This is a genomic window from Streptomyces sp. NPDC007157 (genome assembly GCF_040634235.1).
Lineage (GTDB): Bacteria > Actinomycetota > Actinomycetes > Streptomycetales > Streptomycetaceae > Streptomyces.
This window is the reverse complement of sequence record NZ_JBEYFE010000033.1, coordinates 27,430-42,774: the sequence shown is the minus strand read 5'-3', so window position 1 is coordinate 42,774 and position 15,345 is coordinate 27,430. Positions and strand designations below refer to the sequence as shown.

The following is a 15,345-nucleotide window of genomic DNA, read 5'->3' as shown; positions in this document are numbered from 1 at the left end:
GGAGTCGCGGTCAGCGGTGCAGGGCCGCCGCGGTCTCGCGCAGCCGCGCGTGCAGTCCGCGGTAAGTCTCGCGCGCGGGCAGCCACTCCTTGCGGAGCTTGGCCACACACGTGTAGTTGGTGTCGCACACGTTGGCCAACGGCGATTCCACCGTCTGAGTCGCGTACTGGTAGGCGTCCAGTTCGGCGAATCCGTAGTCGCGCACCAGCCACTGCACCAGGTCGAGCTGCGATATCCGGAAGGCGTCCTCCAGCGGACGCGCCGACCCCGTCGAGACGATGTGCGTGTCCGACTCCAGCCGGGGCCAGGGCGTCGCGATCCCCTTCAGCAGTTCCACGATCACCACGGTGTTCATCGCGCACTCGACGGCCACCCCGCAGGTCTCGCCCTCGCCCTGCCGGGCGTGCCCGTCGCCGAGACTGAGCAGCGCGCCCTCCACGTTCACCCCGAGGTAGCAGGTGACACCGGCCCGCATCTCGGGCGTGTCCATGTTCCCGCCGTGCGCGTCGGGCACCAGGGCCGAGCGGACCTCCAGGTTGGCGGGGGCCACGCCGACCGTTCCGTGCATCGGATCCAGCGGCAGCTCCAGCTCGATATCGCCCTCGTGGGCCCGGAACAGGGCGGTGCGCCGGGTCCGGTCCAGCTGCCAGATCCAGACCTTCTCCGGGAGCGGCGGCTGCAGGGTGGCCGTGGTGTGCGTCGAGGTCAGCGCGCCGAACAGGGGGACCGTCGTGGACGCCGCCCAGTCCCGCGCCGGTTCGATGGACACGAAGTGCACGGCGACGGTGTCCCCGGGCTCCGCGCCCTCGATGTGGAAGGGCCCGGTCTGCGGGTTGAGGAACGGGAACTCGCACACCTCGGACACCAGGTCCTTCTCGGACCGCACCCGTCCGGCGAAGCAGTCCTCCGTGTACAGGTCGAGTACGGTGCCGGGCGCGATCCGCGCCACCGGCGGCGCTCCGCCGAACGTCCACGCGTACTCGCCCGGTCCGGGCCGGACGGTGAGGATGAGGGGGTCGGTCATCGTGGGAGGTCTCCGTTCCGCCGGTGGACGGCGTCTGCTCGGCCGTCGCCTTCTTCGAGATGGACACGCGCCGTCTCGGCTATGCGCTCGGGGTGACGGCGTATCAGCACCAGGAGCACGACCGCTCCGGCCGCCATCCAGACGCCGACCACCGGACCGGCGTACGACACCGGGGCGGTCAGCTTCGTCACGAAGTCGAAGACGGGCAGACCGGCGGCGGTGAGCAGGGCGGGCACGAAGGCCACGATGCCCAGCAGCGGCAGGAGCAGGTGCCGTACCGGTCGCAGGGACTCGCGGCCGCGGCGCAGGAAGTAGCCGGCACAGGCGAGGTTGACGACGATGTAGACGCCGATGACCACCGTGACGATCACCGTGGCCAGCAGCAGGAACGCGGTCACCGGGTCGTAACCGAAGCCCAGCCCCAGCACGGCGCCGACCGCCACGACCGTCTGGACGGCGATACCGGCGACGGGGGAGCGGTACCGGGGGTGGAGCGTGGCGAGGACGCGCGGCAGCACCCGGATGCGGGCCAGGGCGAAGGCCGTCCGCGTGGACACGTTGGCACAGGCGTTGGCGTTGGCGATCGTCGAGTTGACCACGGCGAGGAACACCAGCACCCAGAAGAGCCCGAAGGAGGCCCGGGCGACGCCTTCCCAGGACGCGTCGCCCGCCGCGCCGAAGCCGGCGAACCGGTCCGGCCCGAAGTACACGGTCATCGCATAGGTCGTCACCACGTAGAACAGGCCGATCCCCAGGGCCGCGCCGAGCACCGCGCGGTGCATCGTGCGGCGCGGGTCGCGGGTCTCCTCGGCAAGCGGCGCGGCCGCCTCGAAACCGGCGAACGCCAGCACGGTGTAGACGGAACCGGCGAACACCCCGCTGACGCCCCCGTACCCCTTCGCCGTGTGCGACGTACCGAACACGGAGAGGGTGTTGTGTGAACCGGCCTTACCGATCAGCCAGATGGCGAAGACGAGGAAGACCGCGATCTCGAAGACCCCGAGGACCGTCCCGAAACGCGCCGAGGCACGCACGCCCAGATACCCGGTGACGGCAATGACGGCGGCGCCGGCGAGCGACCACGGCCACCACAGATCGGCCGGCCAGGAGGACCACTCCTCGTGCAGGGTGCCCGCCGCGGTGAACCCGAGCTGGAGCAGCAGCAACGGCGGTACCAGCGCCTCCACGAACACATAGCCCCAGCCGACCAGGAACCCCACGGCCGGATGCAGCCCGCGCGCGGCGTACGTGGCCACGGAGCCCGCCGCCGGTAACTCCCGGGCCAGCTCGGCCACACAGGACGCGGTGAACAGACAGGCCACCAGAGCGATCACCACCGCCAGCGGCAGGCTGCCTCCGGCGAAGGCCGCCCCCGACGGAATGGACGCGGCGACGGCAGCGGCGGGCGCCATCGCCGTGACGCTCTGGAACAGAACCTCCCGCAGCCCGACCGCGTCCCGCCGCAGCCCCGCGTCCGGCGCTCCGGCCATCTCCTCGGTCATACACACCCCCCGACGTGCGTGAACCCATCGGTCCCACGGACCGCTTCGCGTGAATCACGGTACGGCGCTGGCGGGTTGGGCAGAAGAGCGCCGAGTGATTCCGTGGACGGGGCGGCGGTTGTGGAAAACCTCGCCACCCGAACGGGTGAGGCAACGGTCGGGCGGCCCGTGTCCGGATCGGCTGGGGCAGCCGGTCCTCAGACGCGTTCCGCCACCGTCGCCGGGTCGTCCAGTACGGCGCGGACCACCGAGTGGGCGGCGCCCAGAAGGGGGCCCTCGGGGCCGAGGCGGGAGACGGTGACCGGGCAGGCCGAGCCGGTTGTGCGGTCGGCCAGTTCGGTCTCCAGGGACGGGAGGAGCCACGGGGCGAGGCCGGCCAGAGCTCCGCCCAGGACCACCGACTCGGGGTCGAGGAGGTTGACGGCGCCGGTCAGGGCGATACCGAGCGCCGTACCGGCGTCGTGAAGGGCGCGCCGTACTCCCTCGTGGTCCTCGCCCGCCCGCTGCGCGAGCAGGCCCACCGCGTCCTCGCGGGGTTCGAGACCGGCCGCGCGCAGCACCGCCTCCTCGCCGGCGTACTGCTCCAGGCACCCGCGCCCGCCGCAGGCGCAGTGCGGCCCGTCGGGGTGGACCGGTACATGGCCGAGCTCGCCCGCGAAACCCCGCTTCCCACGCAGCAACTGGCCGTCCACCACGACCGCCGCGCCGATACCGATCTCCGCGGACACATGCAGGAAGTCCGGTGGGGTGGCATCGCCGAGCCACAGCTCCGCCAGGGCGCCGAAGTTGGCCTCGTTGTCCACCGTCGGCGGGAGTTCCGCGGGCAGCAGCGCGCCGAGGTCGGTGTCGTGCCAGTCGAGGTTCGGGGCGTGGACGACCGTGTGCCCGTCACGGGCCACCAGGCCGGGGACGGCGACCGCGAGACCGGCCGGCCACAGGCCCTCCCGTTCCGCGTCCGCCACGACCCGTCGGACCAGCTCGGTCAGCTCCTCGATCACCGGCTCGGGCGCCCGGCCCCGGTTCGCGCCGTGCCGCACGGCACGCGCGCGTACCTCGCCGCGCAGATCCACCGCGCACACGGCGAGATGGTCGACCCCGACCTCCGCCCCGATACCGGCCGGGCCGCGCCGACTCACCGCGAGCGCCGAGCCCGGCCGTCCGACGCGGTTGGGCCGCTCGGGGCCCAGTTCCTCCAGGAGCCCCCAGCGGATGAGCTCGTCGACGAGGGTCGACACGGCCGCTCTGGTGAGGCCGATGCGGGAGGCGACCGCGGCCCGCGACAGCGAACCCTCGGCGCTGACCGCGTGCATCACGCGCGCGAGGTTGCGCCGGCGCATGCCCTGCTGGGTGTCCGGCAGGGCACGGCCGGTCGCCGTCGGGCGGGCCTCGTGCAGCGGTGCGGTCATGCGTTGATCAATCCTCAGTCCCCTGGACGGTCCTGCGACCTGCCTCCCGTGCGGTCAGCGGTCCTCCGGCGCCCGCTCCAGCAGTGGGGCCGCGTCGGAGAGTACCCCGGAGATCCTGGCCAGCGTCGCCGCGTCCGGCTCCACCGCCTCCAGCACCGGTCCGGCCGCCGTGTTCCAGCGCCGGGCCACCGCCGCCGGGTCCTCGCCGGTCAGCAGCCCGGCCGCCTGCGCGGCGGCGCCGAGGGCGACCAGCTCCTTCGCCTCGGGCACCTGCACCGGGCGCCCCGACAACCGCCGTACCGTCTCCTGCCAGGCCCGGCCCCGGGCGCCGCCGCCGATCAGCAGCAGCGGCGTGGTCCGGTCGGCGTCCGTGTCGAGTACCAGGTCCAGGGCGCCGAGCAGGGCGTGCACGGCGCCGTCGTAGGCGGCCTGCAGAAGCTGTCCGGCGGTGGTGTCGTTGCGCAGGCCGTGCAGCAGCCCGGAGGCGTTGGGCAGGTTGGGGGTGCGCTCACCGTCCAGGTACGGGAGCAGCGTGACCGAGGTGCCGGGCTCGACGGCCTCGCGGTCCAGGCCGAGCAGCGCCGCGACCCGGTCGACCGCGAGGGTGCAGTTCAGCGTGCAGGCGAGCGGCAGCCAGTCGCCGTGCGCGTCGGCGAAGCCCGCGACGGTACCGGTCGGGTCGGCGGGGCGGTGCTTCGAGACGGCGTACACCGTGCCCGAGGTGCCGAGGCTCAGCACCGGGGTACCCGGACGCAGCCCGAGCCCCAGCGCGGCCGCCGCGTTGTCGCCCGTACCCGGCGCGACCAGGGTGCCCTTGGAGAACGGCAGCTCGTGGCTGTCGCGCACGGTGCCGGCGATCTCGCCGGGGCGGACCACCCGGGGCAGGAACGCCGGGTCCAGGCCCACGTGCGCGAGGGTCTCTTCGTCGTACGCCTCGGTCGCCGACGCCCACCAGCCGGTGCCGGAGGCGTCACCGCGGTCGGTCGTGCCCTGTCCGGTGAGGCGCTCGGTGAGGTAGTCGTGGGGGAGCCGCACGGCCCTGGTCGCACGGACCGACTCCGGTTCGTGCTCCGCCAGCCAGGCCCACTTGGTGACCGTGAACGACGCGCCCGGAACACTGCCGGTGCGCTCCGCCCAGGCCTTCGGACCGCCCAGCTCCTCGATCAGCCGCTGTGCCTGGGGCGCCGAACGGACGTCGTTCCACAGCATGGCCGGCCGCACCGGCTCGCCCCGCTCGTCGAGCGTGACCAGTCCGTGCTGCTGCCCGCCGATCGACACGGCCGCCGCCTCGTGCGCCGCGTCCCCGCACTGGCGCAGTGCCTCGCACAGCGCGTCCCACCACTGACGCGGATCGCTCTCCCGGCCCGCGCCGGAGGACACGGTGTGCGGCGCCTGGCCGCTGGCCACGACCTGACCGGTGGACACGTCGACCACCAGCGCCTTGGTGGACTGGGTGGACGTGTCCACGCCGACGACGAGCGGACCCTCGGCTGCTGACATCGGGCTCTCTCCCTTTTTTCCGCGTCTCGCGGTCTGGCCTGACCTGCAGTTTTCCTGGTTCACCGGGGTGTCGCGACCCGGAATTCATCCCTCGGGGACAGGGTGACCCTTCCCAGGGATGCGTCGGCATACTAATTTGTAAACGGCCATGACGAAATAGTCGGCCCGACCGTGTGTCCGACCGACGTCGCACACACTCATCAAGCACAGGCATCAAGCAAGGAGCCGCGGCATGAGCTTCCAGCCCACCCCCGAGGACAGGTTCACCTTCGGCCTGTGGACCGTCGGCTGGCAGGGAAGGGACCCGTTCGGTGACGCCACCCGCCGCGCCCTCGACCCGGTCGAGACGGTGCAGCGCCTGTCCGAACTGGGCGCCTACGGTGTGACGTTCCACGACGACGACCTGATCCCCTTCGGGTCCTCGGACACCGAGCGCGAATCGCACATCAAGCGCTTCCGCCAGGCCCTCGACGCGACCGGTATGACCGTGCCGATGGCCACCACCAACCTCTTCACCCACCCGGTCTTCAAGGACGGCGCGTTCACCGCGAACGACCGTGACGTGCGCCGTTACGCGCTGCGCAAGACCGTCCGCAACATCGACCTGGCCGCTGAGCTGGGCGCGAAGACGTACGTCGCCTGGGGCGGTCGTGAGGGCGCGGAGTCCGGCGCCGCCAAGGACGTGCGCGTCGCTCTCGACCGCATGAAGGAGGCCTTCGACCTCCTCGGCGAGTACGTCACCTCCCAGGGCTACGACCTGCGCTTCGCCATCGAGCCCAAGCCGAACGAGCCCCGCGGCGACATCCTGCTCCCCACCGTCGGCCACGCGCTCGCCTTCATCGAGCGCCTGGAGCGCCCCGAGCTGTACGGCGTCAACCCCGAGGTGGGCCACGAGCAGATGGCCGGCCTGAACTTCCCGCACGGCATCGCGCAGGCCCTGTGGGCGGGCAAGCTCTTCCACATCGACCTCAACGGTCAGTCCGGCATCAAGTACGACCAGGACCTGCGGTTCGGCGCCGGTGACCTGCGGGCCGCCTTCTGGCTGGTCGACCTGCTGGAGAGCGCCGGCTACGAGGGGCCGAAGCACTTCGACTTCAAGCCGCCGCGCACCGAGGACCTCGACGGCGTGTGGGCCTCCGCCGCCGGCTGCATGCGCAACTACCTGATCCTCAAGGAGCGCGCGGCCGCGTTCCGCGCGGACCCGGAGGTTCAGGAGGCCCTGCGCGCCTCCCGCCTGGACCAGCTGGCCCAGCCGACAGCGGCCGACGGCATTCAGGCGCTCCTCGCCGACCGCACGGCCTTCGAGGAGTTCGACGCGGACGCGGTCGCCGCGCGCGGGATGGCCTTCGAGCAGCTCGACCAGCTGGCGATGGACCACCTGCTGGGCGCCCGGGGCTGAACACGTACGCGCGCGTGGGGGCGGCTCTCGGAGCGAACGCCCGCACGCGCGCGTCGTCGCGTTGCCCTCGTTGCGTTGCCGACAGGCGTACGAGTTGCCCGCAGCTGTACGAGTTGCCCGCACCGGCACGACCGTCCGCGCGGGAAATGCTCCGGAATCGTGCGGTCCGTTGCATGAGTCCGTATCAACTCCCGCGCGGGGCTCGCGCGGTGACCGGTACGCGGTGACTCTTGGCGGTATGGCCATGCCACCCGTACCGCCCCGCCCGCCCGGCCCGCCGAACGGCACCCCGTCCCCGGACGGCGGCTACGACCCGCCCCCGTACGGAGGTTTCGGACCACCCGCGGGAGGGGGTTTCGGGGACCACGACCCGCCCACCGCCGTCGGCTGGACGCCGGGGCCGCCCCCGGAGCCGCCCCGCCGACGCAGGGGCCCGCTGTACGCCGTCCTGGTCCTGCTGGTGGCCGCCGTGGCCGTCGCCGCCGTCGTCCTGATGACGTCCGGCGGCGACGGTTCGCCCGGCGACAGGTCCACCACGAGCAGCCCCACCGCATCCGGCACCCCGCGGCCCTCCTTCAGCCTCCCGACGGAGCTGCCCAGCAGCCTGCCGTCGGGACTGCCGAGCAACCTCCCCACGGACTGGCCGTCGGAACTCCCCAGCCGGCTGCCGAGCGGTCTGGACTCACTGCTGCCCTCGCTGCCGGGATGACCGCAGCCGGCGTCATCGTTCTCCGCGGACCGGCAATCGGGGAACCGGCCCATCCCGGCAGCCGACCGGGAGTGGCTACGCTGAAGCGGGACTGCTTCACAAACTGTTCGACCCGGTATCAGGGACCAGTAGGGGTCGCTCGTCAGGGATGTCTCAGGGGCACGGTCCGGAACCGCGGGAGGCGCGGGCCCGTTTTCAGATCAGAGAGCGGCAGTGGCCGCGAAGGAGGCGACGCTGATGTCGAAGAACGCGAAGATCGCCGCAGGAGGTGTGGCGGTCGGGCTCATCCTGCTGATATGGCTGCCCTGGTGGGTGACGTTCCTGATCGTGGTCGGCGTCCCGGTGGCCGCCTACCTCACCCTCGACCCCTCGCAGCGGCGCAGGCTGCGCAGGGTCACGCGCAAGGAGATCGGCCGCTGAGGCCTCCTCCCGAGGCCGCGGCCCCCTCGGCGGGGACGCGGCCCGGGAGGGCTCACAGAGGCCGTACGGCAATCTTGTCGAGGGCCTCCAGGAGGCCGGGGAGCTCGGGGCCGCGGCCGACGGGCAGGACCTCGCCGGGCTCCTCGTCGAGAAGCACGAAGGCGATGTCGTCGGTGCGGGCCACCATCGACCAGCCGGGCCCGTCGGCGCGCAGCGTACGGGCGTCGCCCGGGGCGAACGACGAGCGGACCCGGCCGAGCGGCGGAGGGGTGTCCACATAGGCTCGCGCCTCGGCCAGTACCCGCCGGATCCCGAGGTGGCCCTTCGGGGTCGCCTCGCCCTCCCCAGGGGCGTCCTCGGTGGCTTCCGGCGCTGCGGCTGTCGGTGCCGGGAAGTGGTCGTCGCCGATCTGCTCCCGCCAGACCGCCCACTGGAGGGCGATCTCGTCCGCGCCCAGCCGCCGCTGCGCCGGGCCCCAGGAGCTGGTGTCCGGCGGGGTCAGCGGGACACGGTCCGCCGTCTCCGGGCCCGGGTCGTGCGGAGCGGGCACGTTCGGGGCCGCCACGGCGACCGCGAGCGGCCAGCCGGGCAGGGCGGCGACCACCGTGCGCTCGTCCGGGGAGAGGTCGTGTTCCATGCCGCAGTCCCAGGACGCGATCGCGACGGCGACCAGCGAGACGTCGTCGACGACGACCGTCCAGCGCGCCCCGCCACCGTCCTGGCCGAGCACCAGACCGTAGCCGTCGGCGCGCGGCGCCAGCTCCAGCGCCGCGCATGCCTCCGGGTAGTCGTCGCCCAGCACGCTCGGAAACTGCGCCGGCGTCAGCAGCACCGCTGTGAGCACGTACAGCGCCTCGTCCGCGGCGGCGAGGGCCTCCTCGTCCGTCCCGGCCATGCCTGCCTCCCAGTCGTTCGTCCAACGGCGCGCACCCTAGTGTGAGCGGAAGGCCGTTGTCACGACCGGCCACCACACCCGGAGCTGCAGTTTTCCACCGGGAGGGGACGAAACGACCTCGGCGGGGCGAAGCTTCAGGCGACCGGCAGCCCGAGGAGGTCGCGCGCCACCGTCCGCGGCGACTCCTCGCGCTCCCGCGCCAGCGCGACGACGGCACGGCAGGCCAGTTCGCTCACCCCGAACGACAGCGCCTCCGGCGACACACAGCCCGCCGCCTCCTCGATCCGGTCCTGGTCGTCCTCCGCGCGGGCCGCGACATAGGCGGCCGCGGCCTCGAACAAGTTGTGCGCACGCCTCTTGCGCCGCTCCGGCGGTTCCGAGCCCCCGGTGCCACGAAAACGGTCCGCGTACTTGCGCATCCGGTCGAACACGCCGGCCACCTTTCCTGTCGGCTGTCGCTTGCGAACACTCGTCGTTCCCTACCGAACGTAGAGTCGAAGTCCCGGCGACAGAAGAGGGCCCGTCGGGAGGCCTCAGCCGGCCTCGGCCTCCAGGGAGGCGACGGTGGCGCGCAGCCAGGCGAGTTCGGCGCGGCTCGTGGCGCGCGCGATGGTGAGGATGCCGCGCCGGAACGGATCGTCCAGCTCCTCCGCGCGCACCGGCCGGTCGCCGTCGTAGAAGAAGCTGGAGGGTTCCTCCAGGAAGGCCAGCCGCCGGCACAGTACGGCCGCCTGGGCGGCGGGGTCGTCGAGGTGACGGAGGAAGGCGAGCACCGTGAACCAGCGGTTCTCGTCGGTGATGTCGCGCTCCGCCGGTTCGGCCAGGCGTCGGCGCAGCTCGCTCCTGCCCTCCTCGGTGAGTGTGAGCACATGACGTGGTGCGGCCACGGAGCCGGGCTCGGTGGCCCGGGCCAGCAGGCCCGCCTTCTCCAGGCGCTTGATCGCCGGATACAGCGTGCCTTCGGCGACGGGCCGCACATGCCCGGTCAGTGCCGCGATGTGCTTGCGCAGGACATAGCCGTGCAAGGGGGCGTCGTACAGGAATCCGAGGATGGCGAGTTCCAGCATGCGGGCATTGTTCCGCACTCCCGCTGTACATCCCTCCTCGCATACATCGAACTTGTAATACATCGGAGTCGATGTATTGTCTGAGGTGTGCGCGGTGACGTCATCGGGGAGGGTGCTGTGCGGCAGGCAGAGTTCGACGGCAGGGGAAGTTACATCCGCTGGACGGAGTCGCCCGGTGCGGAACCCGCGCGCGTGTACGTCCACGGGCTCGGGGCGGCATCGGCCGTGTACCACGCGCATATCGCGGCCCGGCCCGAACTCTCCGGCAGGCGCAGCCTGTTCGTAGATCTGCCCGGACACGGCACCAGTGACCGGCCTGCCCACTTCGGGTACACGCTGGACTGCCATGCCGCAGCGCTGGCCGCCGCCCTGGACGCGGCGGGAGTCGCCGGGGCCGAGTTGATCGCGCACAGCATGGGCGGTTCCGTCGCCGTCGTGCTGGCCCACCGGCGCCCGGACCTGGTCTCGAGACTGGTGCTCACGGAGGCGAACCTGGACGCGTATCCGCCGCTGACCGCGGGCAGCAGCGGAATCGCCGCCTATGAGGAGGACGAGTTCGTCGACAGCGGCCACGCGCGCGTGCTCGACACGGTGGGGCCCGTCTGGTCGGCGACCATGCGGCTCGCCGACCCGCGCGCCCTGCACCGCAGCGCCGTGGGCCTCCGGCGCGGCTCGGATCCGGTCATGCGCACCCTCCTGGAGGGGCTGACGGTCGACCGGGTCTACCTCCAGGGCGAGCTCAGCGGTGAACTCGCCGGGCGGGACCGGCTGGAGGCGTCCGGAGTGCGGGTGGTGACGGTGCCCGGCGCCGGGCACAACATCATGTTCGATCGTCCCGACGCCTTCGCCGCGGCGGTCGCCGGCTAGCCCCCGCGGACCGCCAGCGCGAGGAATCGGGCGTCCTCGTCCACGTACGAGGCCAGGTGCCAGCCCGAACCGGCGAGCAGCGGGCCGAGGTTGCCCTCCGCGCGCAGGTCGTCGGATGTGATCCGCCGTCCCTGGCGCGCCGCCAGGGCGGCCCGGCCGATGGGGTGGAAGAGGGCGAGCGTGCCGCCGGGGCGGACCACGCGCGCCAACTCCCGCAGGTTCCGGGCGGGTCGGGGCAGGTGAGCGATCAGACCCGCGGCGAACACGGCGTCGAGGGACTTCGAGCGCACCGGCAGCGCGGCCACGTCGGCGAGCAGCAAGCGCCCGTCACGGTGCCGCCCTGCCCGCACCGCGGCCTGGAGCATCGCCGGGGTCAGGTCCATCCCGAGGACCGCGCCCGAGGGCCCCACGGCCGCGCGCAGCGGTGGCAGCGCGCGGCCCGTGCCGCAGCCGGCGTCGAGCACCCGGTCGCCCGCGCGCAGCCCCAAATCGGTCACGGCCGCGGCGTACGCGGGACCGTCGTCCGGGAACTTGGTGTCCCAGTCGGCCGCTCGCGCGGTGAAGAACTCCTGGACGTACGTGTGGTCGTCGCTCATGTTCCGCATGTTCCCTCACCGTCACGGAGGACGAACCTGCGCGCACGTTCGAGCCGGACCCGATCGTTCCGACACATCTCCGGGTCATATTGCAACACCTTTCGAAATGCGCCCCCTTTGTGCTTCCGTGCCCCCTAGCGTCCCTTGGCCATGGGACACCTGGACCACGCCACCTTCGGCTGGCTGACCCCCGTGCTGTCGTACGTCATGGCGTGCATAGGCGCCGCACTGGGTCTGCGCTGCACCGTCCGCGCGCTCGGCAGCACCGGCCGTGCGCGCCGCAACTGGCTCCTCACCGCGGCCTCCGCGCTCGGCACCGGCATCTGGACCATGCACTTCGTGGCCATGCTCGGCTTCGGCGTCAGCGGCACCGACATCCGCTACGACGTGCCGCTGACCATCCTCAGCCTGCTCGTCGCCGTCATCGTGGTCACCGCCGGCGTCTTCGCCGTCGGCTACAGCCGTGACCGCACCCGAGCACTTCTGCTGGGCGGGCTCACCACCGGCCTGGGCGTCGCCAGCATGCACTACCTCGGCATGGCGGCGGTCCGGCTGCACGGTGACGTGCACTACGACCCGATGCTCGTCGGGCTCTCCGTGCTCATCGCGGTGGTCGCCGCGACCGCGGCCCTGTGGGCGGGGCTCAACATCAAGTCACCCGTGGCGGTCACCTTCGCCTCCCTGGTCATGGGAGCGGCCGTCAGCAGCATGCACTACACCGGGATGTTCGCGGTCAGCGTGCACGTCACGCCCTCCGGCACCCCCCTGCCCGGGGCGACGGCGATGCAGTTCATCTTCCCCCTCGCCGTCGGCCTCGGGTCCTACCTGTTCCTCACCTCGGCCTTCGTCGCACTCTCGCCCACGGCCGGGGAGCGCGAGGCGTCCGCCTCGGCCCAGCGGCCCGTCACCAGCGCCGCACGCTGACCCGGCCCGCCCGTGGCGCCCCCGCCGAGCGCCGCACGCCGGCCGGCCCGGCTCCGATGCGCCCCGACCCACTCCCGAGCGAGGAGGCCATGCGTACACCCCGTAGGACCCCGACAGCAGGCCCGCAGACACCGTCCGCGCGCCCGCCGCGCGGCCGTCGCGCGCACGCCGGACCACCCGCCGAAGAACCGGTCGACGACGTCGTCGCCACCGCGGCCGACAACGCGCCCGGCGGAGGCTGGCGGATCCGCCCCCGGACCGTGCGGGCCAAGGTCGTCTGCCTGCTCATGGTGCCGGTCATGTCCCTGCTCGCCCTGTGGGCGTACGCCACGGTCACCACCGCACAGGACGTCTCCCGGCTGCGCCAGTCCCAGCGTGTCGACGCCGCGTTGCGGACCCCGGTCGCCGCCGCCGTCGCCGCGCTCCAGGCCGAGCGCACCGCAGCCGTCAGGTACGCGACCGACCCCACCGCCGAACCGGCCGGCGACCTCAAGAGCCTCGGCGCCCGTACCGACCAGGCCGTTGCCGAACTGCGGCTCGGCAGGGGCAGCACCGTCGCCGACAGCGAGGAACTGCCCTCCGGTGTCGCCCGGCGCCTCCGGACCTTCGTCACCGGCGCCGAGCAACTGCGCACCCTGCGGACGGCGGTACGGAACCGGGGCGCCGGCTGGGACGAGACCTACGAGCGGTACACGAAGACCATCGACACGGCCTTCGCCGTGGACGGTGCCCTCGCCGGCGTCCAGGCCGACGACATGGGCGCCGACGCACGCGTGCTGCTCGAATTCTCCCGCGCGGGAGAGGCGTTGGCCCAGGAGGACGCGGTCCTCGCCGGCGCCCGGCAGACCGGCGGCCTGGACGGCGCGCGGCTGCGCCTGTTCTCCGCCGCCGTCGGCACCCGCCGTGTCCTGACCGACGCGGCCGTCGCCGACCTGCCCGGCGCACAGCGGACCGCCTGGCGACGGCTCGCCGGCGGCGACGACTACACCGCGCTGGGCGCCGCCGAGGACAGGATCCTCACGAGCCAACCCGGAGCCAAGGCGCTCGACGCGGCCCCGGAAGCGGCCTGGAACACCGCGCACGCGCGCGTGCAGGACGCGATGCTGACCATCCAGACCGGCACGGCACACGTGGTCGCGGGCCGGGCCGATCCGTTCGCACGAGGTCTGCTCACCCCGGCCGGAGCGGCCGTCCTCTTCGGCCTCCTCGCCGTGGCCGCCTCGCTCGTCATCTCCGTACGCATCGGACGCGGCCTCGTGGTCGAGCTGGTGAGCCTGCGCAACAGCGCTCTGGAGATCGCCCGGCGCAAGCTCCCCGAGGCGATGCGCAGACTGCGCGGCGGCGAGGAGATCGACATCCGCGCGGAGGCACCCGCGGGGCCGCCCGCGGAGGACGAGACCGGACAGGTGGCGGAGGCCCTCGGCACCGTCCACCGCGCCGCCCTGCGCGCCGCCGTGGAGCGCGCCGAACTCGCCAGCGGCATCTCGGGCGTGTTCGTCAACCTCGCCCGTCGCAGCCAGGTCCTGGTCCACCGCCAGCTGAGCCTGCTGGACAGCATGGAACGCCGCTCCGACGACCCCAACGAGCTGAGCGACCTCTTCCGGCTGGACCACCTCACCACCCGTATGCGCCGCCATGCGGAGAGCCTGATCATCCTCTCCGGGGCGGCCCCCGGCCGGGCCTGGCGCATGCCGGTCTCCCTGACCAACGTCGTACGGGCCGCGGTGTCGGAAGTCGAGGACTACGCGCGCGTGGAGGTACGCCAGCTCCCCGAGGCGGCCGTCATCGGCGCGGCCGTGGCCGACCTCACCCATCTGCTCGCCGAGGTCGTCGAGAACGCCGCCCAGTTCTCACCGCCGCACACGCGCGTGCGCGTCTCCGGGGAACCCGTCGGCAACGGCTACGCCCTGGAGGTCGAGGACCGCGGACTCGGCATGGGCCAGGAGACCCTCGCCGAGGCCAACCGGCGCATCGAGCAGTCCGAGGCCCTCGATCTGTTCGACAGCGACCGGCTCGGCCTTTTCGTCGTCAGCCGGCTCGCGGCCCGCCATGGCATCAAGGTGCACCTGCGCACCTCTCCCTACGGCGGCACCACCGCGGTGGTGCTGCTGCCGAAGGCCCTGCTGCACGGTGGCACGGCGGAACGTTCCGGCCGCCCGGCGGCCGGCATCGAACAGGCACCGGAACGCGAGTACGCGCGCGTGCCGGGCACCGCCCTGCCACAGGCCGCCGGCCCGGCTGCCCGTCCCGCCCTCGCCACCACCCGCTCCACCCCGCACCCGGCACCCGAGCCACCACCCCCCGGAGTCACGACCTTGAGGCCGCACCGCCCACCGCACGACTCCGAACTAAACGACGACGACCTCCCGCGCCGGGTGCGGCAGGCGAGCCTCGCTCCCCAACTGCGCGATCCACGCACCGAGGAACCCCCGCCCGCCCGGCGTGAGGACGAGCGCACCCCCGAACTCGTCCGCGACCGCATGACGGCCTACCGCGACGGCTGGGCGCGCGGCGGCGGCAGGCAACCCGGCCGCACAGCCGTTCCGGAACCCGACGAGGGCACCGACAGCACCGAAGGAGACCGCGCATGATCCAGGACCCGAGCATGAGGGCCGACCGCCACTCCGGCGAACTCGACTGGTTGCTGGACGACCTGGTGCTGCGTGTCGAAGAAGTCCGGCATGCGGTGGTGCTGTCCAACGACGGCCTCGCCGTCGGCGCCTCGACCGCCCTCGGGCGTGAGGACGCCGAGCACCTCGCCGCCGTCGCCTCCGGCTTCAACAGCCTCGCCAAGGGCACGGGACGGCACTTCGGGGCAGGCGGGGTGCGCCAGACCATGGTCGAGATGGACGACGCCTTCCTCTTCGTGGCCGCCGCCGGCGACGGCTCCTGCCTCGCCGTTCTCACCGCCGTCACCGCCGACATCGGCCTGGTCGCCTACGAGATGGCGCGCCTGGTCAAGCGCGTCGGCGAGCACCTCTACACAGCGCCGCGGGTCGCCTCCCGGCCGCCCGCCGCCGGATGAGCCGGAAGCGT

The 15,345-nt window shown here is 72.9% G+C and carries 15 protein-coding genes; 7 read left to right on the top strand and 8 right to left on the bottom strand.

The window, feature by feature from the left end; genetic code table 11:
* Positions 1 to 10: 10 nt before the first annotated feature.
* From ABZ642_RS39995 to xylB, 4 genes are all read right to left on the bottom strand, one after another.
* Entirely contained in the window at positions 11 to 1,024 is a 1,014-nt protein-coding gene (locus ABZ642_RS39995) for an acetamidase/formamidase family protein (RefSeq protein ID WP_360494445.1), read from the bottom strand.
* Positions 1,021 to 2,526 carry an APC family permease gene (locus tag ABZ642_RS39990; protein WP_360494442.1) on the bottom strand — a complete coding sequence of 502 codons (1,506 nt, stop codon included), beginning with the start codon at positions 2,524 to 2,526 and terminating at the stop codon, positions 1,021 to 1,023. Before ABZ642_RS39990 ends, ABZ642_RS39995 begins: the two co-directional genes overlap by 4 nt.
* A gap of 197 nt (positions 2,527 to 2,723) precedes the next feature.
* The gene (locus tag ABZ642_RS39985) at positions 2,724 to 3,932 is read right to left on the bottom strand and encodes an ROK family transcriptional regulator (RefSeq protein ID WP_360494439.1); all 1,209 of its coding nucleotides are present in this window, start codon (positions 3,930 to 3,932) and stop codon (positions 2,724 to 2,726) included.
* A 54-nt stretch (positions 3,933 to 3,986) separates the two neighbouring features.
* On the bottom strand, positions 3,987 to 5,432 hold the full coding sequence (gene xylB, locus ABZ642_RS39980; protein ID WP_360494436.1) for a xylulokinase: 1,446 nt from the start codon (positions 5,430 to 5,432) through the stop codon (positions 3,987 to 3,989).
* Positions 5,433 to 5,664: 232 nt separating this feature from the next.
* On the opposite strand from xylB, the gene xylA reads away from it, so the two are divergent.
* The 3 genes from xylA to ABZ642_RS39965 all read left to right on the top strand — a co-directional run bounded on the left by xylA (position 5,665) and on the right by ABZ642_RS39965 (position 7,960).
* Positions 5,665 to 6,831 carry a xylose isomerase gene (xylA, locus tag ABZ642_RS39975; RefSeq protein WP_360494433.1) on the top strand — a complete coding sequence of 389 codons (1,167 nt, stop codon included), beginning with the start codon at positions 5,665 to 5,667 and terminating at the stop codon, positions 6,829 to 6,831.
* A gap of 238 nt (positions 6,832 to 7,069) precedes the next feature.
* Complete coding sequence (locus ABZ642_RS39970) at positions 7,070 to 7,540, top strand: hypothetical protein (protein ID WP_360494430.1); 471 nt, start codon at positions 7,070 to 7,072, stop codon at positions 7,538 to 7,540.
* Positions 7,541 to 7,777: 237 nt separating this feature from the next.
* Positions 7,778 to 7,960 carry a hypothetical protein gene (locus tag ABZ642_RS39965; protein ID WP_181809683.1) on the top strand — a complete coding sequence of 61 codons (183 nt, stop codon included), beginning with the start codon at positions 7,778 to 7,780 and terminating at the stop codon, positions 7,958 to 7,960.
* 52 nt (positions 7,961 to 8,012) lie between these two features.
* Here ABZ642_RS39965 and ABZ642_RS39960 read toward each other — a convergent pair whose 3' ends face one another.
* From ABZ642_RS39960 to ABZ642_RS39950, 3 genes are all read right to left on the bottom strand, one after another.
* Positions 8,013 to 8,855 (bottom strand): hypothetical protein, encoded by an 843-nt coding sequence (locus tag ABZ642_RS39960; protein ID WP_360494427.1) that lies wholly within the window; start codon positions 8,853 to 8,855, stop codon positions 8,013 to 8,015.
* 134 nt (positions 8,856 to 8,989) lie between these two features.
* Complete coding sequence (locus ABZ642_RS39955) at positions 8,990 to 9,286, bottom strand: hypothetical protein (RefSeq protein WP_360494424.1); 297 nt, start codon at positions 9,284 to 9,286, stop codon at positions 8,990 to 8,992.
* A gap of 102 nt (positions 9,287 to 9,388) precedes the next feature.
* Positions 9,389 to 9,922, bottom strand: a complete 534-nt coding sequence (locus ABZ642_RS39950; protein WP_360494421.1) for a PadR family transcriptional regulator — start codon at positions 9,920 to 9,922, stop codon at positions 9,389 to 9,391.
* Positions 9,923 to 10,039: 117 nt separating this feature from the next.
* Here ABZ642_RS39950 and ABZ642_RS39945 point away from each other — a divergent pair, with 117 nt between their 5' ends.
* Positions 10,040 to 10,789 (top strand): alpha/beta hydrolase, encoded by a 750-nt coding sequence (locus ABZ642_RS39945; protein WP_360494418.1) that lies wholly within the window; start codon positions 10,040 to 10,042, stop codon positions 10,787 to 10,789.
* Here the strand turns inward: ABZ642_RS39945 and ABZ642_RS39940 are convergent.
* Positions 10,786 to 11,385, bottom strand: a complete 600-nt coding sequence (locus ABZ642_RS39940; protein WP_360494415.1) for a class I SAM-dependent methyltransferase — start codon at positions 11,383 to 11,385, stop codon at positions 10,786 to 10,788. The genes ABZ642_RS39945 and ABZ642_RS39940 overlap by 4 nt on opposite strands.
* A gap of 150 nt (positions 11,386 to 11,535) precedes the next feature.
* Between ABZ642_RS39940 and ABZ642_RS39935 the strand changes: the two genes are divergently transcribed.
* From ABZ642_RS39935 to ABZ642_RS39925, 3 genes are all read left to right on the top strand, one after another.
* Positions 11,536 to 12,309 (top strand): MHYT domain-containing protein, encoded by a 774-nt coding sequence (locus tag ABZ642_RS39935; protein ID WP_360494412.1) that lies wholly within the window; start codon positions 11,536 to 11,538, stop codon positions 12,307 to 12,309.
* A gap of 89 nt (positions 12,310 to 12,398) precedes the next feature.
* Positions 12,399 to 14,900: a sensor histidine kinase gene (locus ABZ642_RS39930; RefSeq protein ID WP_360494409.1), complete on the top strand. Its 2,502-nt coding sequence runs from the start codon at positions 12,399 to 12,401 to the stop codon at positions 14,898 to 14,900.
* The gene (locus ABZ642_RS39925; protein WP_360494407.1) at positions 14,897 to 15,334 is read left to right on the top strand and encodes a roadblock/LC7 domain-containing protein; all 438 of its coding nucleotides are present in this window, start codon (positions 14,897 to 14,899) and stop codon (positions 15,332 to 15,334) included. Before ABZ642_RS39930 ends, ABZ642_RS39925 begins: the two co-directional genes overlap by 4 nt.
* The last annotated feature ends 11 nt before the right edge of the window (positions 15,335 to 15,345 follow it).